The sequence below is a fragment of the Tenacibaculum profundicola genome (assembly GCF_057220795.1).
Map to the genome: position 1 here is coordinate 893,791 of NZ_CM170137.1, position 20,639 is coordinate 914,429.

Here is a 20,639-nt window from a genome sequence, read left to right on the forward strand (position 1 = left end):
ACTTAACAATTGCCATCACAGCAATTATCATCTTTTACCAATTTACAAGAAACAACAGCTAAAAGAGCTCCCAAAACAGGTGCCAAAAGATATAACCATAAGTGTTCAAAATGACCAGAAACTATGGCTGGCGCTATCGACCTTGCCGGATTCATAGAGGCTTTTGTCATAGGGCCTGCAAACATCGCTTCTAATAGCACAACACCACCGATAGCGATTCCTGCCATAACACCTACTTCTTTACTTCCTGTAGACACGTTTATTATGGTTAGCATTAAGAAAAACGTTAATAAAAGCTCTAATACAAAAGCCCTCCATGGGATTAACGTAGGAATGGTTGCTCCATAATATTCACTTTCAGGAAAAATAACCCATAACAAACAACTAGCGAGTAATGCTCCTATTAATTGTGCCACTATAAACTTCGGTACTTCTTTCCAAGAAAACTTCTTTGCGTAAGCAAAAGCAATGGTAACCGCTGGGTTAAAATGAGCTCCCGATATTTCACCAAAAGCATAAATCATCGCCATAACAATAAGCCCCCATGTAATGGCAACTCCCGTATGTGTTAAATCCGCTCCACCTGTGATCTCATTCACGGTCATAGCACCAGTTCCGCAAAAAATAAGGGAAAAAGTTCCTATCAATTCAGATATGTATCGTTTCATAAGGGCAAAGATACATTTCATCTTTTAAGTTTTTGTTAACTATATGCAATTAATTATAGTTGTAATTTTAACAAACAACTATGTTTAAACAAACACCTCAAAATTATGAAGAAACTATTTTTAAGCACTTTAGCTATAGCAATAGTGACTATAGTAAACGCACAAATCAGAACACCACAAGCTAGTCCGTTAGCTAAAGTTGAACAGAAAATTGGACTTACTGATGTTTCTCTAGAGTATTCTAGGCCAAGCGTTAGAGGAAGAATTATATTTGGTGAATTGGTTCCTTATGACCAGTTATGGAGAACAGGTGCTAATAGAAATACCAAAATTACATTTGGTCATGATGTTATCGTTTCCGGTAAAGAATTGAAAGCAGGAAGCTATGCAGTCTTCACTGTTCCTGGGAAATCTTCTTGGGATATTATCTTTTATAGTGATGCATCCAATTGGGGTACTCCACGAAATTGGGATGACACAAAAGTTGCTATTAAAACGAATGTAAAGAGCCATCGTTTATCAACAAATGTGGAGATGTTTACTATCAGTTTTGAAGAGATCACCGATAGCTCTGCTGTTTTAACCTTACAATGGGAAAATACTTCCGTGGGTGTAAAATTTGATGTTCCTACAGACAAATTGGTTGAAGAGAACATCACGAAAACATTGACTGGGGAATCACCTAGATCAGTCGATTATTTTTTGGCAACGCAATATTACCTGCAGAACAACAAAGATATGAACAAGGCTAAAGAATGGATTGACAAAGCGGTGACCATGACGAAAGACAATCCTCGCTCTTATTTTTTGAATGAACAAGCGCTTGTTTATAGTCAATTAGGTCACAAAAATAAAGCTTTGGAAATGGCGAAAACTGCGTTAAAATTAGCAAGACAAGAAAATAATCCTGGCATCATAAACTCAGCTCAATCCTTTATAGCAAAACATCAACAATAAGCTGAAGCGATACTCCTACAAAATCACAAAGCGCATAATGATCATTATGCGCTTTGTAGTTTCTTATACCATCCCACACTTTTATAATTATTCAGAGATACCTCATACCATTTACCCTTTGAATTTACCGTAATAAAACGTCCTTTTTCCCTTTCTATTTCAATATAAAAAGAAATCATAGCTACTGCTATTATTGATTTCTCTATCTGATATAAAGAATAAAATACTCATTTTCTTTTACAATAAATTCAATCAATAACTGGTATCACCTATTAAAACTAGCTTTATAAATTTCCAAAAAAATAAAACCACTACCACCCACTAATAATTAAGTATTTATATAACCATATAGACATATTTCATTCTTTTAAGTTTTTGTTAACATATACTATAAATTTTAACCTTAATTTTATAATTCTAAATAAACTTATACCCACTAAAAAATGAGAAAAACACTATTATGCTTGTTTGTTGTAGCAATTGCTACCCATGTAAGCGCTCAGTTAAAAACACCAGCTCCTAGCCCAGCTTCGAAAATAGAACAAACAGTAGGTTTAACAGAGGTAACTGTTGAATACTCTAGACCTGGAATGAAAGATAGAGCTATTTTTGGCAACCTAGTTCCTTATGGTAAATTATGGAGAACAGGTGCTAATGAAAATACAAAAATTACCTTTAATGATGATGTAACTATTGATGGGAAAGAATTGAAGAAAGGGTCTTATGCTATTTTTACCAAACCAAACAAAGACGCTTGGGAAGTTATTTTTTATGCTGACACAAACAATTGGGGCACTCCAAGAGAATGGAAAGATGAAAAAGCTGTATTAAAGACTACGGTAAAAGTTGAAACGCTTCCTATGAAAATAGAAACCTTCACCATTACCTTCGATGACATTACCAATAACTCGGCTGTTTTAGGATTGTTATGGGAAAATGTATATGTTGGAGTGAAATTTAACACACCAACAGACAAAAATGTTGAGGAAAGTATTGCTAAAACAATGAATGGACCTTCTGCAGGTGACTATTACTCTTCTGCTGTCTACTATTTAAATGAGAATAAAGACATTAACAAAGCAAAAGAATGGATAAATAAGGCGGTAGCTCTTACAAAAGATCAGCCTCGTTTTTGGTATTTACGCCAACAGTCGTTAATATTAGCGAAAGCAGGAGATAAACAAGGTGCCATTAAAGCAGCAAAAGCGTCATTGGCAGGAGCAGAAAAAAGAGGAAATGCTGATTATATAAAAATGAACAAAGAATTTTTAGCTGACATGGAATAGTTTTATACTAGAACACTTAGCTTAAAAGCCCATAGGTACACCTATGGGCTTTTTTTACTTTTATTTTTTTATTTATAGAAACCTGAGGTCCGATAAAATATCCATAAAACAGGCCATTACGAAGTCTTGTTAAGGCTGACGTAATCGTTTTGGATGAAGAAACCGCCACAAAAACTCCGTTGCACTATGTTTCTTCGCGGTGAATAGCTCGATTTTAAAAAGGTGTACAATACAAGTACACCAAACTCATGTTAAAGTATAAAAATGTAAACTAAGGACTCTAAAAATAGCTCATTTTAGGAACCAACTCTATTAATTTACTAGTTATTTTTGACCGCTATGAATAAATCTTCGTCTGGATTTAGTCCATAGTTTGGATATTTATCTGAAATATTAATTTTTTTAACTTTTAAACCGGTAGATTTAATTCTTTCAATATAATCTTGACCATAAATTCTAACATGGTCGTATTGACCGAAAAAATGTTCCCTTTCTTGTGGAGTAATTATTGAAAAGTCTTCATACGTTTGGTATATATGTTTAGCAATTGGAACTTGAAGTATTGCTTTTCCTTTCTTTTTTAACACCCTAGCAATTTCTTTTATAGCCAAAATATCTTCATTAACGTGTTCAAGAACATGATTACAAATAACAAAATCAAAAAAATTATCTGTAAATGGGATGTCCAATACATTCATATTTTTAACATGTTCAGGATAGCTATATCCTTCAGTATATAAATCTCCACAAAAATAGTTTTCAAAATTATGGTTGATAAATGCCTTTGAAATATTTTCTTCTGGAGCAAAATGTAGTATTCTCTTTGTATTATGTTCAAAAATATTTTCTTCATACTTAAGATAAGTATACACTAGTCGTTCTCTATCTATAGACCTGCAACTATAACACCCTGCATTTCTGAGGCCAGATCCAATGATGCTTTTTTTTTTAATATCGGTATATCAAAACCTACACTAGCAAGATTACTTGAATTAAAATTACAAATAGGACAAGTATATTTATCACCTGAATTCAGATTCGTATTAACAAACCTAAGTATTTGCTTAAGTACTTTTTTGACACTATTTGGAATATATTTTTTCATAATAAATCTTTATTTGTCTAACAACTAAAGGTAGATCAGGGCTACTCAGCACTTTGCTATTTTCGATGAACTAACCATATATGAAGCCCAAGCATAACCATTCTTATTTTATAATTATTTTACATAAATCTTTGACATAAAAAAACACCTCGTAAAAGGTGCTTCTAGTAAGTTGAATTATATGTTTTATTCTTTATGTGTCCAACAATCATATAGCATATAGCGTTAGCCTATCGGCACGTCATATGCTTAGTTATTAGCCAACGTTTTCATTATTCATTCCATTTATTACGATTGCTTCTACTCTCAATAGTTGTTCTATTAAACTATAAGCGTCTACTAAATCCCATATTGGCTCCATTAGTTGTCTTATGGAGTTTAGCGTGATGTGTTCCCCCTTATTCAACTGACCAATCAATTGTGGTAGCATGGGATGGTTTTTTAAAACTATGCGATGACCTCTTGCGAAAATCAAAGTTTCTTTGCTGTCTTGTACATCTAAATAGATTGGAAATATCTCTTTGCCTTTAATCGAAAAAGTTCCCGATTGAGGGATTCTGGTATGTGTAGTATTTGATATTCTTCGAATACCTCCGTTACTTTTCAAACCTAATATTTTTCTAGTTAATGCAATTTCCATCTTTTTCTGAATAGAATGTAAATCGAGCACATCATTCAAGGCAGACTGAGGAGCATTCAATTTTATTGGTTTTTCATATTCATCATGACTTAATAATACTTCTTCTGCCGTTGTCTTTATGAGTTCGTTTTCGAATCGATCTTTTGGGGGATTGACATAGTCCAATACAACACTTAAAGAAAATTTTGGAGTGTTACCAATATGATATACATAATGCGGAATAGCCATGGCGTCACCTGGCTCTAATTCATATAACTTACCTTCATTGAGCTTTTCAGAAACATTATGAAAAACTTCAGAGTTATGTTCGATTGAGTTGTATTTTGGATCATCCCAGGTATAGAATTCTTTATTCTCCGGTCCTAAATGAAATAAAATTCCGTCCTCTCCAGTAGACTCTTTATGAACCCCAAATGGTGTGAAACCATAGTTTCCCATAAAAAAAAGGAAAGACAAACCATCAAGAGGCAATCCTGCATTTTCCAGCAGGGGACGAACAATAGTGACCGCTTTTTCGGCAAAAGAATTACTGTATTCTTCCAAACCTATGAGTATCATCCCAAACTTCTGGTCACCAAAAATTTGTTGAGACCAATCTTTAAAGGAATGCTCCAAACTAGGAGGGTTGGCTGCCATTTTTTCAATAAGATCATTTCGAAGTTCATTATTGATATAGATTTTTAAACCAACGTGCAGGTTCTCCTTAGCCAAAAAGCCTTTCAAAACCTTAATTAATAATAACTTTATTTCTGCGATATCCTTCGTTGAAACTAATTTTTTTGCTTGCGCAGGTTTACTAAGATTATTAGAGTCATCTAAAAAAGATTTCCAAGTACTCGGATTCATGATTTATAAATTATTCGTTTGTTGTTAATGTTGGCGTAGAGTAGAGCCTGATAGCTATCTCTATATTTTTGTTTTACTTGTTTTACCAAATATACTAAAAACAACGCAAAATTATCGTTTTCCCCCTTACTGTCAACGGATCAGTCAACAGGGCATATAGCGTTAGCTTATCGGCACGCCATATGCTTAGTTATTTTTGTTTAATTAATAATTCATACAGTTTTTCCATATCAGAAAAGGTTTTAGCTCCTTCTTTTTCAAAATCATTCCGATTCTCCTCATTAGTAAATACAAATACATCAAATCCGCCTTTTCTTGCAGCTATTATTCCAGCCATACTATCTTCAATTACTACACATTCATTTGGCTTAAAACCCATTTTTTTAGCAGCATATTCAAATATTTCTGGACTCGGTTTCCAACTTCCAATCTCATAAGAACTAAATATTTTATTTTCAAATCTCTCGATTAGTTCAGTCGTAGTTAAATTCAGTCTTATTTTTTCGATTGGCCCACTTGATGCTACACAATATGGGATAGATATTTTGTCCAATAAATTATGTATTCCTTTAATAGGCTTTAATTCTGTTTTGAAAGCTTTGAAAGTTCTTCCTCTATACTCTTTCTCAAAGGAATCAGGTAATTCTTTTTCTATTAACTTCTCAATATGTTCAAAAACACTTTTTAATGATTTTCCTGCAAAATTTTCCAGAGCATATTTCATTTTAATTCCTGCTCCAACAGAATTTGCCATTTCAATAAGTATCGTATTTGAAATTCCTTCGCTGTCTACAAGAACTCCGTCACAATCAAAAATTATACATTTATATTTCATTCAGTCTAAAGCGAGCTTGTCTTTAATTAATGCGTAGAGTAGAGCCTGATAGCTATCTCTATATTTTTGTTTTACTTGTTTTACCAAATATACTAAAACAACGCAAAATTATCGTTTTACCCCTTACTGTTAACGGATCAGTCAACAGGATATATAGCGTTAGCCTATCGGCACGCCATATGCTTAGTTATTAGGGGCAGTTTTTATTTATTCAATTCAATAACTTTTTCAATAGCCTTGTCATTAGTTTTCAATTCTTTTAGTAAGCTTATATAAAATTCCTTTGCATTTCTGCTATAATTCAGTTCGTAATTTGGCGGTATTCCAGTCATTTCATAATTCTTCCCATCAATATTTTCGTATATCTCGTTTGAGAGTCCATATTCCCATCCATTCGGTAATCTTTTAGAAAGTACGTCTGATAAAATCCCTTCTGTATTAGAGCCAATTCGGATTGTACCTTCAATATTTTGAGATGCCAAAATAAAGGTCTCACTTGCGCTTGCTGTTTGAGGGCTTGTTAGTAAATAAAGGTTTCCTTTGTAATTCAGTTCCTTTGGTTCAATGTAGATATTTTGAGTATTTGTAAATCCGTTTTTTAATCTAGCTTTTTTTGAAAAGGCAATTCTTTTTTTGTTTGTAAAGTAGCTTAGAATTTCTAATCCAATTTGGTCAAATCCGCCTCCATTAAATCTGACATCTATAATACAGGATTTTGTATTTTTAATATTATCATAAATGATTGGCATTTGTTTTTTAAAACTCGTCAGAACATCTTTCGTATAATTCGAACTTTCGTCTGCATTTTCCCAATATTGTTCGGCAAATTTTTCGGTTGTTAGTTCGTCAGGAATATTATAATTTGCTAAATCCTCGAAGTCATTAAACTGAATATAGCTGGTGCTGTCATTAATAAATCCCCAATTTATCATTCCCATATTGTATGTCTTATAATTAGGAATATATTTTCGAGTTATTGAATAAATAACTTTTTCTCTTAAATCATCTGTGTCCTCATCATTTTCTTCAATTTTGTCTTCCAGCGAATCAGGTATCTCGATAGACACGTGTCCATCTTTTAATTCAGAAATCATTGCATTAAGAACTGTATAGAGTTCAAAATCTGATGATTTTTTTGACAAGCGATTACGATATTTATCTTTTAGTTTGTTCCAGTCAACTTCTCGCAAATTAAAAAAGGGGTAGTTTTCATTAAAAGTTTCCCATAATGCGTCAAAATTTGATAAAGGATTGTTTTTACTTTTTTCACAAGTTTCCGATTCTTTGGAACGAACGAAGTTATAATTTGTAAAGCCTACTTTTATTTGTAGGCTGTCTTTTGTCAAGTTGTTTATAGTATAGAATTCTTCTAAATATTTTGTTGGGATTTTTGTGTTTAGGTTACATCCACTTTCGTAAGTGTCGCGTATTAAAACACCCTTTTTTGAAATTTCCAATTGTTGTCCGTAACCAATTGAGTTCCAAATTCCGTAAAGTCTACTATCAACCTCCTGTTTTTGTGCATTACACGAATGAAATGCAAGTGTTGTAAATATTAAAAAATATAGGTAGTTTAATTTCATTTCGGTTGTTGTGTCAAATTCTGACTAACGTTTTTATAATGCCTTAAAAACCAGTGGTTAAAGATTCTGGTTTTCGGATGTATTTTTTCTCCTTTTTCCTTCGCAAAACGTTAGCTTAAAGAGATTAATTTTTTTCCGAAATGGAAGGAATTGCCCCTAACGTGAGTCTGTGTAATAACTCCTATTAGTTTGGTGAAAATAAAAAAGATTTATTATTTCTATTGTTAAAAAGATAAAAATTGAACTTAATTTCTGAAAATGAGTTTTTTAGAGGTAAAAAAGTCTTTATTTCGACGAAATAAAGACCTAAATGAGCTTTTAACTTGCTTATTATCGTTTTAAAGTCATAAATAGACATAAGTCTCCTAAGATTGTAAGTGGTAAATGCCAAATAAACCTCACCCATTACTTTTTCTTTCCCTCTTGTTAACACGTAATCAAAGTGCCATTGCCGTTTTAAGGTCCCAAATTGATGCTCTATAATTTGTTGCCTTGTGCGGTAATAACTTGGATTTGCATTTACTCTTTCATTATTCTCTGTTATGTATTGTTGGTATTCTGTTCTTTCAATAGTTCTTCCTAATTTATTGGTAGTGCACTCAGATTTTAACACACAACCTTTACAGGCTTTGGTTTTATAGTGTTTTACTTGATATGATTTTCTCCCATTTTTAAGTTTTTTATGGTAATATCTTCCGTTGGTTTGTAGTACTTCGTCTGCCGGACAAGTATAGGTGTTTTGACCCCTATAAAACAAGAGTAATCTTTTAAATTTCGATTATTAATTAAGCTACTGTTTTTTGCATTAAAATTAAGCGTTTGTCTTGGTTCCATTTTTCCATAGGAGTTATTCTTCCTAATGGCCCATGGTGCCTTGTGTTGTTATAGAAAATCACGTACCTTTTTAGTATTTGTTCTATTTCTCCGAAAGCTCTATACTCAAATCGTTGAAAGACTTCTTTTTTCAGTATTCCATGATACGCTTCTACATGTGCATTTTCTTCTGGTGTAGCTACATGAGTAAACTCCTGGCTCACACCTATTAATTCTAAGTACTCACGAACACTTTTAGCTATAAATTGACTTCCATTATCACTTCTAATAACAATGTTTTCAGGATATTGGTATTGTTTAAGCATAAGGAAAAGGAGTGTTATTACTTGTTGTTATTTTATAGAAAAAGAAAAATAGTCTTTTAAGATTCTACGAGTATGTACATCAATTATCGAGAGTAAATAAGCATTTTTACCTACACTAGGAATCCATACCATCTTTATATCCATTTCTAAACACTCCATTGGACGTGAGGTGATTACTTTTCTATATTTCACAAACTTCCGACCAGAACCACTTCTGTTTATTCTGTGTTCTAATTTCAACATATTAGCTTGTTTCATTATTCGATACAGCTTTTTATGATTTATCATATAACCTTCTTTCTTTAAATAAGAACACATTAATCGATATCCACAGTCTATAAATTCATGACTTAAAATATTTTTAATTGAAGTTATAACGTCTGCTTGGTCTACCAGCCCTTTAGTGTTATGATAAGTATGTTTAGAAGGTTTATTTCCTTTCTTACCACCACTAGGTGCTCTATAATAACTACTCTCTACCATACCAACCATTTTAATGATTTTAGTTTTACTACACTTATGCTTTTTATAAGTAAGATCTACTAAATCTTTCTTGGATCTGACGTCCCAAACTTTTTTTTTAAAAGTTCTCGTTGTACTTCTAGTTCAATCTCTCTATCGCTAAGTAATTTACGGAGTACTCGATTCTCTTCTTCTGCAGCTCTTAATTCTTTACTCTTAGTCTCATAAGTAACTTTTAAACTGCTTCTCCTTGGTGGTCAAACTTCTTTCTCCAACTATAAAAAGTACCTGTACTAACTCCATACTTTCGACAAGCTTCTACTATACCTATCTCTTCTGAACTAGATAGTATTTCCAACTTCTGAGCTAAACTCCATTTCTTGTATTTCATATCTCAAATATATTAGTTTGAAATTTAAAAGCTTACTGTTAACGGATCAGTCAACAGGGCATATAGCGTTAGCCTATCGGCACGCCATATGCTTAGTTATTATGCCACGTTGTGCTTTCAATTCTTTTCTAATAAATAAATAACTTAAAGGAATAATTATAAAAATAGAAAATAGAAAAATTGAAATAAATGTTGTGATAAAATCATTAATAGAATAGGTCTCGTTTGAATTATCAACGAATTTCAAAAGATATCTTTTATATGCACCAAAATAATTAACCAAACAATGAAGTGTAATTACTAATGCTATGCTATTGTATTTTAAGTAGATACTTTGAAATAACACTCCTAATGAAAAAGCTAGTAAAATTTGATTAATTACGGAAATTTTATGAAAATCAGGATTAAAAAGGTTTGTTAAATGTGAAAAACCAAATAATAGAGAACTAAATAGAATAGATGAAATCAAGTTATTTTTCTTCTTTTTAAAAATACTATAGATAGAATAGAATATAAAAATTCTAAAAAATAATTCTTCAAATAAACCAACAGATAAGCAGGATGTCATGAAAATAAAATGGTCATATGTTTTTATCTCAAAACCTTCTTGTATAATGGTTGAATTTATCTGAATAATAGAAATCATTAATAAAAACAGAGAAATAAGTATAAATAGTAATGTGTATTTTGTAGGTTTTAGTTTATTAATAAAACCAAATTTAAATATCAATAGTATAGTTATAATTGACAGTGCTATTTTTGAAATAATTTTACCTTCTAGAGTACTATCAGATAAATGAAAGTTTACAATTTTAAATAGAATATTAGTGGCTAAAATAGCCACTAATATTAAAATTATATTGTTTAAATTATTTTTCATATTTGATAGAAACATGTATGTTAAAAATCAATTTCAATTGATGCTTCACAATCATAGAACTCAACACAAGTGCAAGGACTACTTAATGGCCAACAAGAATTCCACCAGCTAGTTTCTGGACATACAGCAGTTCTTAACTTACAACCAAATTTTATTTTAGATTTTCGAGCAACAGATTTACCAGAGTTATTTGTAGTAGTATTATAATCGTATTTTTCCTTTAGAAAGGATTTCAACTCGTTATTAAATTTAAAATTTTGACCTAAATTTAATTCATCTTGATTGTTACTTGACTTTAGGTTTTTGCTTAAATAAGTTTGAATTGATGTAAATAATCCATCTCCGGCAATCTCGTCATTAAATTGTCCATCATCTGTATACTGAATACCATCAATATAATATTGTGTTTTTAAAACTAAATCGGAATTAAAATTTTTAATTTTAATAATTATTGCTTCTTTGGATGATTTAGCTTTTGATGATGTATTATTACCATATTGTATAATAGCAACAGATTCGTCAAATGATAAAGCTAATGTTTCTGTTGAAGTTTCATCGTTACTGCAAGAAGAAAACATTAGGCTTAAAAATAAAGCGAATGTAAATTTTAATAAATATTTCATTTTTTATTGGTTTTTTTGAGAAAAATCCTTTTTGTTTTTTAGAATTTTTCTGATTTACAGCAATTTCTACTCTTTCGATTTTCGCAACTCGTTTTACTTTTTCTTTTATTTCGGTTTCAACTTTCACATTTTCCGATTTTGGATAGTCAGTCCGTTTTCGACCGTTAGTTGGATTTTATGTGGCATAACGTTTCGTATAGTATTAGTTGCGTTATCACTAATCTAAATAAACAGCATAAAACTGAAATAGGAAACGGTTTGGTTTTTGATACCAAAAACAGTCTTAGCAATTAATTTTATACGTTGTAATGTATGTAAAGTAACACGTTCTACTTTATGGCAAAACACACACGTTAATTTCTTTCTATTTGCAATTTAATTTTCACACTGCACCACGTCTAAATTATTAAAATGTAAAACTATAGCACCTCAAGGATAGCAAATTATTTTTATTTAGGTTGGTTTTATAAAAATCCATCACCGTATTACTTCCGTTATCATAGTCAATCTTCATTCCATCGGAATAAGCGCTTTTTTCACCCCTCCCTTTAGTTAATTGTTTTCAATACAGGGCAGCGAAAGCATACATAATACAACTTCACATATATCACCTTGAAAGGTAGTAATTTAAATGTAGTTTTCAAAACTTCCACACATACAAATGACTTATATGTAATTAAATATCAATGCTTAAATATTTTAAACCATTGAAATAAAACAAAATTCATAGTTTTAGAATTATCCATTTTATAAACGTTTATTGTATTTTATTTACCCCAATTATGTCAAAGAACTTTTCCTTTTTTTAGGTATCGGAGAATATACCCTTATTGTATAATTCGTTTACGTAAATCTTTGACATAAAAAAACACCTCGTAAAAGGTGCTTCTAGTAAGTTGAATTATATGTTTTATTCTTTATGTGTCCAACAATCATATAGCATATAGCGTTAGACTATCACACCCTATATACTTCGTTATTCGCGGTAGTATTTTGTTATTCCATCTTCGGTATTTGTTGCTGCCATAAATTATAATAATGCCCTTTTTCAGTATATAATTCTTTATGATTTCCTTGTTCTAAAACTTTTCCTTTTTCTAGTACTACAATTTCATCTGCGTTAACTATTGTACTCAATCTATGTGCAATGATGATAATCGTTTTATTGTTTTGTCGTAAACTTTCTATTGCTTTTTGAATATAATTTTCTGAAGCAGAATCCAAAGAAGAAGTCGCTTCATCTAAAACCAACACTTCTGGTTTTTTATATAAAGCTCTTGCAATGGCAATTCGTTGTTTTTGTCCTCCAGAAAGTGTAGCCCCGTTTTCTCCAAGATACGTGTTAAAACCATTAGGCAAACTTTCAATAAACTCTAAAATACCGATAGATTTACAAATACCAATAATCAACTCTATATCAGGAGAAAAATCTCCAACAGCAATATTGTCAATTACATTACCTGCAAATAAATCTATTTTTTGAGGCACAACACTTACCAATTCTCTCAAACTTTCGTGCTGAATATATTTTAAATCCAAATCTCCAATTGTAATACCTCCTTTCTGTATAGGGTATAAGTTTTGGAGTAACGAAATTAAAGTTGATTTTCCTGAACCACTTTCACCAACAATTGCAGTTATATTCCCTTTTTTAATTTTTAAGTTAAAGTCTGTAAAAACTTGCACTCTTGTTCCATACCTAAAAGCAACATTTTTAAATTCTATATCATCAATCTTTTCTTTTTTCAATACAACTTTTTCTGTATTTTCTTCACGTTCTAAATCCATAATTTCAAACAATCTGTCTGCTGCAATTAATGCATTTTGTATTTGTTTATTTGCACCAATTAAATTTGCCACAGGATTCATAAAATAACCTATAATTGCATAAAAAGATAACAATTCTCCCGGTGTAATTTCTCTTTCAATAACAAAATAAGAACCACTCCATAATAAGACAATGGTAAATAATTGTGCAATAAAAGTAGTAGAAGTACCTGAAAAAACTGAGTTTAATGCAGATTTATAACCAATGTGTAACAAATTTATAAAACGTGTTTCTGTTTTAATATTAGCAAAATTTTCTAAACCAAAACGTTTTATAGTGCCTACCGAATTTAAAGACTCTACTAACTGACTTTCTAATTCTGCTGAACTCTCCATTATTTTACGCTCTGTTTTTTTGTTGAGTTTATTTATGATAAGATATACAACTAAATATAAAGGAATAACCAATAACATAATTAAAGCCAATTTCCAGTAATACATAAACATAATACCAAAAGAAAAAAACAGAATGAGTATGTTTACTGTTAAACTTAATGATACATCATTAATAAAAGTTCTAATTTTAACAGCATCATTGATACGAGAAATAATTTCTCCTACACGCATCGTATCAAAAAATTGCTGTGGAAGTTTTAGCAAATGTTTGTAATAACCTAAAATTAAACGAGCGTCTATTTGTTGACCGCTTTTAATTAAAAAGACATCTTTAAAAACACCTATTATAATTTGTGAAACCAATAATAGAAGCATTATAATACTTAATAAATTTAAGAGTTTAGTATTACCTCCAACTAATACATAATCTGTTATCTTTTGTATATAGATAGAGGTTGAAAAACCTAATAAAGTATAGATAATTGCTCCAACTAAAGCCTGTAATAACACAAACTTATGCGGTTTTAATAAAAACCAAAAACGTTTTAAAACAGATACTTTTTCATTCGTTGGTGCAAACTCTTCTTTTGGTAGCAATAATACTAAAACACCTGTCCATTCTTTTAAGAATTCTTCATGTGTTTTTTTATGGATTTTACCATCTCCAGGATCCATAATTTTAATGTAGGTTTTGGTTACTTCGTAAATAACTACATAATGATGTAACTGTTCTTTTACAATGATATGAGCAATAGCAGGTTTTGGTATTTTAAATAAACTGTCTAATTCACCACGTACACCTTTTGCCTCAAAACCTAATTTCTCAGATGCTTCAATAAGACCTAACACATTTGTGCCTTTTTTATCTGTACCAGCATATTGACGAATACGTGCAATTGGGAGTTGTAAATTGAAGTGAGAAGAAATGGATGCTAAACACGCTGCACCGCAATCTGTAATATCGTGTTGTTTTACGGTGATTTTTGCCATATTATTTATTTCTTATGGCAAAGAAAGGGTTGTTTACTGCAAATTGTTTGCAGGGAAAGATAATTATTATAATAATCTTAAAAATATAAATAATCTTTTAGATTAGCTACTGAGTTAAAACAATAAGTATAACTTTTGGCGAAAAGATAATTTGTTTAAAAATGGTAACTAAAGTTATTTATTTTAGGAAACTCTTTTTTATTTATTAGACCTGATATTTTTAGTTTTAGTCAAAAATATTTGACCTTTTATTAATGTTTATTTTTTCAAAACAAATATTAATGAAAATATGAGTTAAAAAAAAGCCTAAAAAAATTTAGGCTTTTTTATTATTATCAAATAAAAAATTAGTTTAATATTTTATATGCTAACTCACCCAATATTTCACCAGCAGAATAGAATTTACCGAGAACCAAAATAAAAAGAAATGTTCCTACTAAAAGATATAAATAATTCATGTTTTTTTTTTATTTGCATAATTTTTAATGTGTTGCATGATAAATTGCTTCTCCTATTTTCTCTCCTGCACTGTAACAAGCTCCAATCAATTGAGTAGCGACATAAAGCCCCGCAATAACAGGGATAAAAGCAAGAAATCCACCGTTTGTATTTCTTAAATCTTCTTGCCTAAGTTCCTGTATGTTAAAATTTAGTGTATTCATAATAAATTATTTTTTAGCTGCGTTTTGATATCCGTTATAAACTCCTAATCCAAGTGCACCAACACAAGGAATAAGGTAAAAGGTGAACTTGCATCTAAAAGTAGTTTAGGCACTGACCAAAAACAATCCCAAGGTTTAGCGCCACCACTTATTACCTCCATTTTTATATTACTTAAATTTTTCATCTTTTTTTAATAGTTTATAACCCAATAGCATTACAAATGGCATACTAGCTATTAAAATTTTATTGAAGATATTTTGATTTTCATTCAGAAAATCGGTAAGCACATATATACCTAAAACTATAATTGAAAATGCTATTAGTAATATACCTATTATTTTTTTCATGCTATTAAAGTATTTAATTAATATAATTTATTTTTATTAGTCAAAACAACCATCTTTAGCAGCAAAGGTAATCCCCATTAAAGCTACTGTCCATCCACCCCAAAAAGAAGTTAAAAGTCCAGCGGTAACTAAAGCACCATCAATCATACAATCTTGTAGTTGTCCAGATCCCAATAAAATTCTCCATTTGATTTAATTCTAATTTTTTTATAATAAAATTTGTTCTAAAATATAAAGTATTAATAGCAATAAAATTTTTAACATAATACTTTATAAAAATTAATATTTTCTACAATTTTTTTAAAGACACTCATAGCGCTATGTCTAAATTTGCAAATTTATGACAACAAGTATAGAATCGTTCCGTCTCAAAATAAAACGCTCTTTATCAATGTATTTCATAAATAGCCAAAGCACTAAATAAGTACCAATACAACCGAAAAAAGAAATAATAAGATATTGTTGAGTTGATATCTCATTAATATCTATTTTTTTATTATTTAATTCTGCGAACAACAATCCAATGAACTGAAAAAATCCTATAACAAAGAAGTATGGAATAATCAAAAGAAGCACTCTAGTATAACCAGGTAATGAGAAGTCATTTTTCATAGGTTTGTATTGATAAAGACAGAATAAATCATTCTATGACATTATCTCTTAAAGTTTGTACGTTTAAAATATAGAAGAAAAAGAGAATTGATAATAGACTATCAATTCTCTTTCAAGTTAAGTTTATCAAAGAGGCTTGATTAACTTAACTATAGATTTGCCTTAAAAACTCAATCACACTAAGGTTTTTTCCAAACTGAATGTGATTTTAAATAAAATCTATTTTCATATTATATTATATTTAAATAAAATATAAAATGAAAAAGCTATCACAAATAGTATTGAAAAGGCTATGATAAAAAATTTTAAAGCAATTCTACGATATATCTTCAATATTCTTTGTTTTGTATTATCCATAAATCTATTAATTATTCTCTCCTAGATTTTTCTCCTAATGCTGTACCTATCATCCAGCCTACAGTAAAACTTGCTAACCAAAAACCACCAATGGCTATAGCTGTAATAAGCAGACCTTCATTAGTTTCTTTAATTTCTTTACCACTCAACTCTTGAACACCAAAATTTTGTAAATTTCTAATAAAAATACGTTTTTAAAAATTATTAATTTGTTTTTGGTTGTAAGTTTTTTACAATCCATATTAAAACCCTAACATATCCATCTAGTATTGTTTTGATACCTCAAATACAAATTCACTCACCGCAACTAACTTACAATGTGTAAATTATTTTGTAAAAAGTAACTACCACCAAATATTTTAGTTACTTCATTATTCGTCAATACTTTTACAGAAATAGATACTTGTAAATCGAAATCATCGGAGTAACAGTAAGTTTTTCTACTTCTGCTATAGTAAATGATAGCACTAAAATCCTTTAATTGTTCTATTAGTAAATGTATAGAACGTTCGCTAATATTCATTAAGGTTGCCAATTCTTTTGGTGTGCCAGAATTCTCATTGGCTATCAATTTGTGTAATTGCTGTAGGCGTTCTAGTGTTTTTAAATTTCTCATAGATTTTGTATTTTTATGTATTAAGACTTTTCGACTGCTCACGAAGTGATGTTTAGTATTATTTTTTTGCTATTTGACTTGAAGGATTAACCCAATCATCCATTTTATCATACAATAAATCAAAAAGAGTACGTTGTGTCAGTTCAAAACGAGCGTTTACTAACATTCCTTTTTTTAGTTGTCCTTTAAATCCATTTTTTAGCTCAAGAAAATTTTGATCTAATGAGCATAAAACTTTAAACATTGGTGTTTTGTTAATCATTTCTACATCGTTGCCAATTTCTTCAATTTTTCCATTGGCTAAACCCCATTGATTATAATTAAAAGCACTCACTTGAAAGTTTACTTTATTTTCTTTTTTTAATAAACCGATGTCTTTTGGATTTATATAACATTCAACAATTAAATCTGATTTAGGCGAAATTTCTGCTAATTGAATTCCATTTTGAATAAAACTTCCTTTTTCAATTCCTTTTACATTTAATAAAGTTCCTGAAACTGGAGCCTTAATAACAGATAAATTATTCGTTTCTTCTAGTTGTACTTGGTTGTTTTCTAATTCTTTTAATTGGTTTTTTTGGTTAACTAATTCTGCTTGCCAACTACTGTTTTGTTGTTTCTTATATTGATAAATAGCATTTAAAGATAAATCATATTCTAGCTTGCTGTTATTTAGTTCCACTTTGGCTATTACTCCTTTATCAAATAATTTTCGATTCCGATTATAGTCTTCTTTTATTTTTTGATACCGAGTATTTAATTCATTTACTTTTTGTTGAAAGAAGTTATATTCTTGTTTATATTTTAGCGAGTTTAAGTTATTAGTAATTCTTTTTTGACTAGATAATAGTCTCAAATCATCAATAAAGGTTTTTGTTTCATTTAATTGACTTTCAATTGTATTTATTTTTTGAGTAATTGCTAAATTGTTAATCATTAATAATGTATCTCCTTTTATTACTTGAAGATTATTTCTTAGTTGATGAAAAATTACTTTCCCACTATTACTACTTTCTAAAAGTATTCTCTCTTTATCAGCTCTTATTAATCCTTGAGATGTATTATAAATAGTAACATTGATAAAGGGTAAAGAAATCAACGCAGTAATTAAGCTCAACAAAATAATGCCGTAAATAATTTTACTCTTATTAGTGTGTTTAAACTGATGTACTTCAAGAGTATTATCAATAATCTCTTTTGGGAATAATTGTTTTTTCATATTTTTTCTTTTCAAACTATTGGTTTATTGAGTGAAAGCTCTTTTACAGACTATTGGTTTCGGTCAGAACTTGCGTACAACGTTCCGTATAGTATTAGTTGCGTTATCACTAATCTAAATAAACAACATAAAACTAAAATAGATAACGGTTTGGTTTTTGATACCAAAAACAGTCTTAGCAATTAATTTTATACGCTGTAATGTATGTAAAGTAACACGTTCTACTTTATGGCAAAACACACACGTTAATTTCTTTCTATTTGCAATTTAATTTTCACACTGCACCACGTCTAAATTATTAAAATGTAAAACTATAGCACCTCAAGGATAGCAAATTATTTTTATTTAGGTTGGTTTTATAAAAATCCATCACTGTATTACTTCCGTTATCATAGTCAATCTTCATTCCATCGGAATAAGCGCTTTTTTCACCCCTCCCTTTAGTTAATTGTTTTCAATACAGGGCAGCGAAAGCATACATAATACAACTTCACATATATCACCTTGAAAGGTAGTAATTTAAATGTAGCTTTCAAAACTTCCACACACACAAATGACTTATATGTAATTAAATATCAATGCTTAAATATTTTAAACCATTGAAATAAAACAAAATTCATAGTTTTAGAATTATCCATTTTATAAACGTTTATTGTATTTTATTTACCGCAATTATGTCAAAGAACTTTTCCTTTTTTGAGGTACCGGAGAATCTATTCTTATTGTATAATTCGTTTACGTAAATCTTGGACATAAAAAAACACCTCGTAAAAGGTGCTTTGTCGTAAGTATGTTTAATAAAAAGAATGTCTTTTTTAACAATTCTTTTCTACTACTTTATGGAAATATTAAATATTTTAAGTAAAATATTTAATTGATTACTTCTACATTGTAAGCATTTATTCCTTTCTGTCCTCTTTCAGTTTCAAACTGTACCTTGTCGTTTTCTTTAATGTCATCAATTAAACCTGTGTTATGAACAAAAATATCTTGTCCTGATTCTGATGGTGTAATAAACCCAAATCCTTTTGAGCTATTGAAAAATTTTACTGTGCCTTCTTGCATCTCTTTTAAATTTTAAATTATTAAATATTATATCAGTTTAAGAAGAACAATCATGTATATCATTGTAAAACAAAGTCACAAAATACAGGTGATTAATGTACACTTTAAAAAAAAGATTTATTGAAATAAAAATAGAAATGAAGAGAAAAACTCGAAAAACTTATTGATATATACTACCTTAAAATTGAAATGTGTTCCACTTGAACAGTGCAAATATAAGTAATTTTTATTAAAGTCTACAACTCGGTTTAAAATTAAAGAATTATCTTTTTACTTACCACAATTATGTCAAAGAACTTTTTTCACTTTTGAAGGGCTGAAAACCTATTCTAATTTTATAATTTGTTTACTTAAATTTTCGACATAAAAAACACCTCGAAAAAGGTGTTTTGTAGTAAGTATTTATTATATGCTTTATTCCATATATGTACAACAATCATATAGCGTTAGCCTATCGGCACGTCATATACTTAGTTATTGGCAATAGTTTTTCTTTTTAAACACAAACGAAATAAGTCGTGGAATGTCTTTTTCTGGCTTTTCGTCAAACCACTCCTTTATTTCCAATAATTCAAACCCATTCCCCTCTGCATTTTTAACATAGTCCGAAATGTGATGAGTAAATACGGTCAACTCTTCAATACCATTGTCTGACTCATATTTTGCTTTACTTCCAATGTATTGTTTGAAGGGGTGCAACTCGCATATGAAGAATAGGCCGTTTTCCTTAATCTTATTGCTTGCTTGGTTGAAAATATGGTTTAAATCCTTAATATGCTCAAGTGTAAGACTTGAAGTTAATAAGTCTGCAAATTGATTTTCGACTTCCCATTTTTGATTTAGATCTGCTATTTTAAACTCTACTCTACGATCGTTTATTTTTTGTTTGGCAATGTTTAGCATTTCAGAGGAAAAATCCAGACCAATTATTCGTTCTGCTCTATCTAGTAACCAACTGGTGTTTTTTCCAGTACCACACCCAAGCTCTAACACATTTTTAAATCTATATCTTGAAAGCGTTTCCTTTGTAGCAATTACATCTAAATCACGAGTTTTATTATCATTCGTATCATATTGCTTAGCCCAAGAATTGTATGCTTTTTCAATGCTCATTTTTAGTTTATCTTAATTTATGCGTAGAGTAGAGCCTGATAGCTATCTCTATATTTTTGTTTTACTTGTTCTGCCAAAT

23 protein-coding genes are annotated in these 20,639 nt (G+C 29.9%); 2 read left to right on the forward strand and 21 right to left on the reverse strand.

The features are described from left to right. Nucleotides 1-2 precede the first annotated feature (2 nt). Nucleotides 3-668 (reverse strand): aquaporin, encoded by a 666-nt coding sequence (locus AC2TDS_RS03695; RefSeq protein WP_484737775.1) that lies wholly within the window; start codon nucleotides 666-668, stop codon nucleotides 3-5. 144 nt (nucleotides 669-812) lie between these two features. Between AC2TDS_RS03695 and AC2TDS_RS03700 the strand changes: the two genes are divergently transcribed. Together AC2TDS_RS03700 and AC2TDS_RS03705 are read left to right on the forward strand one after the other, a co-directional pair. Then, entirely contained in the window at nucleotides 813-1,625 is an 813-nt protein-coding gene (locus AC2TDS_RS03700) for a DUF2911 domain-containing protein (RefSeq protein WP_484737776.1), read from the forward strand. A 443-nt stretch (nucleotides 1,626-2,068) separates the two neighbouring features. Beyond that, nucleotides 2,069-2,911, forward strand: coding sequence for a DUF2911 domain-containing protein (locus AC2TDS_RS03705; protein WP_484737777.1), 843 nt, complete (start codon nucleotides 2,069-2,071; stop codon nucleotides 2,909-2,911). Nucleotides 2,912-3,231: 320 nt separating this feature from the next. Here the strand turns inward: AC2TDS_RS03705 and AC2TDS_RS03710 are convergent, their stop codons facing one another. The 20 genes from AC2TDS_RS03710 to AC2TDS_RS03805 all read right to left on the reverse strand — a co-directional run bounded on the left by AC2TDS_RS03710 (nucleotide 3,232) and on the right by AC2TDS_RS03805 (nucleotide 20,560). After that, on the reverse strand, nucleotides 3,232-3,783 hold the full coding sequence (locus AC2TDS_RS03710; protein WP_484737778.1) for a class I SAM-dependent methyltransferase: 552 nt from the start codon (nucleotides 3,781-3,783) through the stop codon (nucleotides 3,232-3,234). A 14-nt stretch (nucleotides 3,784-3,797) separates the two neighbouring features. Continuing rightward, nucleotides 3,798-4,016, reverse strand: coding sequence for a hypothetical protein (locus tag AC2TDS_RS03715; RefSeq protein WP_484737779.1), 219 nt, complete (start codon nucleotides 4,014-4,016; stop codon nucleotides 3,798-3,800). Nucleotides 4,017-4,272: 256 nt separating this feature from the next. Beyond that, nucleotides 4,273-5,502: an RNA methylase gene (locus tag AC2TDS_RS03720; RefSeq protein ID WP_484737780.1), complete on the reverse strand. Its 1,230-nt coding sequence runs from the start codon at nucleotides 5,500-5,502 to the stop codon at nucleotides 4,273-4,275. 190 nt (nucleotides 5,503-5,692) lie between these two features. Beyond that, complete coding sequence (locus tag AC2TDS_RS03725; protein ID WP_484737781.1) at nucleotides 5,693-6,337, reverse strand: HAD family hydrolase; 645 nt, start codon at nucleotides 6,335-6,337, stop codon at nucleotides 5,693-5,695. A 203-nt stretch (nucleotides 6,338-6,540) separates the two neighbouring features. Continuing rightward, nucleotides 6,541-7,920 (reverse strand): S41 family peptidase, encoded by a 1,380-nt coding sequence (locus tag AC2TDS_RS03730; protein WP_484737782.1) that lies wholly within the window; start codon nucleotides 7,918-7,920, stop codon nucleotides 6,541-6,543. 184 nt (nucleotides 7,921-8,104) lie between these two features. Beyond that, a complete protein-coding gene (locus AC2TDS_RS03735; RefSeq protein ID WP_484737783.1) occupies nucleotides 8,105-8,677 on the reverse strand; it encodes a transposase in 573 nt (190 codons plus the stop codon). Nucleotides 8,678-8,705: 28 nt separating this feature from the next. Continuing rightward, nucleotides 8,706-9,059 carry an integrase core domain-containing protein gene (locus AC2TDS_RS03740; RefSeq protein ID WP_484737784.1) on the reverse strand — a complete coding sequence of 118 codons (354 nt, stop codon included), beginning with the start codon at nucleotides 9,057-9,059 and terminating at the stop codon, nucleotides 8,706-8,708. A gap of 27 nt (nucleotides 9,060-9,086) precedes the next feature. Then, nucleotides 9,087-9,551 carry an IS3 family transposase gene (locus tag AC2TDS_RS03745; protein WP_484737785.1) on the reverse strand — a complete coding sequence of 155 codons (465 nt, stop codon included), beginning with the start codon at nucleotides 9,549-9,551 and terminating at the stop codon, nucleotides 9,087-9,089. A 205-nt stretch (nucleotides 9,552-9,756) separates the two neighbouring features. Beyond that, nucleotides 9,757-9,912 (reverse strand): transposase, encoded by a 156-nt coding sequence (locus tag AC2TDS_RS03750; protein ID WP_484737786.1) that lies wholly within the window; start codon nucleotides 9,910-9,912, stop codon nucleotides 9,757-9,759. 73 nt (nucleotides 9,913-9,985) lie between these two features. Continuing rightward, nucleotides 9,986-10,792, reverse strand: a complete 807-nt coding sequence (locus AC2TDS_RS03755) for a CPBP family intramembrane glutamic endopeptidase (RefSeq protein WP_484737787.1) — start codon at nucleotides 10,790-10,792, stop codon at nucleotides 9,986-9,988. A 20-nt stretch (nucleotides 10,793-10,812) separates the two neighbouring features. Then, entirely contained in the window at nucleotides 10,813-11,415 is a 603-nt protein-coding gene (locus tag AC2TDS_RS03760) for a hypothetical protein (protein ID WP_484737788.1), read from the reverse strand. 996 nt (nucleotides 11,416-12,411) lie between these two features. Next, nucleotides 12,412-14,568, reverse strand: a complete 2,157-nt coding sequence (locus tag AC2TDS_RS03765; protein WP_484737789.1) for a peptidase domain-containing ABC transporter — start codon at nucleotides 14,566-14,568, stop codon at nucleotides 12,412-12,414. Nucleotides 14,569-15,050: 482 nt separating this feature from the next. Beyond that, nucleotides 15,051-15,230, reverse strand: a complete 180-nt coding sequence (locus AC2TDS_RS03770; RefSeq protein WP_484737790.1) for a hypothetical protein — start codon at nucleotides 15,228-15,230, stop codon at nucleotides 15,051-15,053. Between the two features lie 44 nt (nucleotides 15,231-15,274). Further along, nucleotides 15,275-15,415, reverse strand: a complete 141-nt coding sequence (locus tag AC2TDS_RS03775; RefSeq protein ID WP_484737791.1) for a hypothetical protein — start codon at nucleotides 15,413-15,415, stop codon at nucleotides 15,275-15,277. Nucleotides 15,416-15,614: 199 nt separating this feature from the next. Continuing rightward, on the reverse strand, nucleotides 15,615-15,752 hold the full coding sequence (locus AC2TDS_RS03780; protein ID WP_484737792.1) for a hypothetical protein: 138 nt from the start codon (nucleotides 15,750-15,752) through the stop codon (nucleotides 15,615-15,617). Between the two features lie 806 nt (nucleotides 15,753-16,558). Then, nucleotides 16,559-16,696: a hypothetical protein gene (locus tag AC2TDS_RS03785; protein ID WP_484737793.1), complete on the reverse strand. Its 138-nt coding sequence runs from the start codon at nucleotides 16,694-16,696 to the stop codon at nucleotides 16,559-16,561. Nucleotides 16,697-16,854: 158 nt separating this feature from the next. Further along, nucleotides 16,855-17,163 (reverse strand): HTH domain-containing protein, encoded by a 309-nt coding sequence (locus AC2TDS_RS03790; RefSeq protein WP_484737794.1) that lies wholly within the window; start codon nucleotides 17,161-17,163, stop codon nucleotides 16,855-16,857. A 58-nt stretch (nucleotides 17,164-17,221) separates the two neighbouring features. Next, nucleotides 17,222-18,382, reverse strand: a complete 1,161-nt coding sequence (locus tag AC2TDS_RS03795) for an HlyD family secretion protein (RefSeq protein WP_484737795.1) — start codon at nucleotides 18,380-18,382, stop codon at nucleotides 17,222-17,224. An 870-nt stretch (nucleotides 18,383-19,252) separates the two neighbouring features. Continuing rightward, nucleotides 19,253-19,447, reverse strand: coding sequence for a cold-shock protein (locus AC2TDS_RS03800; RefSeq protein ID WP_484737796.1), 195 nt, complete (start codon nucleotides 19,445-19,447; stop codon nucleotides 19,253-19,255). Nucleotides 19,448-19,921: 474 nt separating this feature from the next. Further along, complete coding sequence (locus AC2TDS_RS03805; protein WP_484737797.1) at nucleotides 19,922-20,560, reverse strand: class I SAM-dependent DNA methyltransferase; 639 nt, start codon at nucleotides 20,558-20,560, stop codon at nucleotides 19,922-19,924. Between the last annotated feature and the right edge of the window lie 79 nt (nucleotides 20,561-20,639).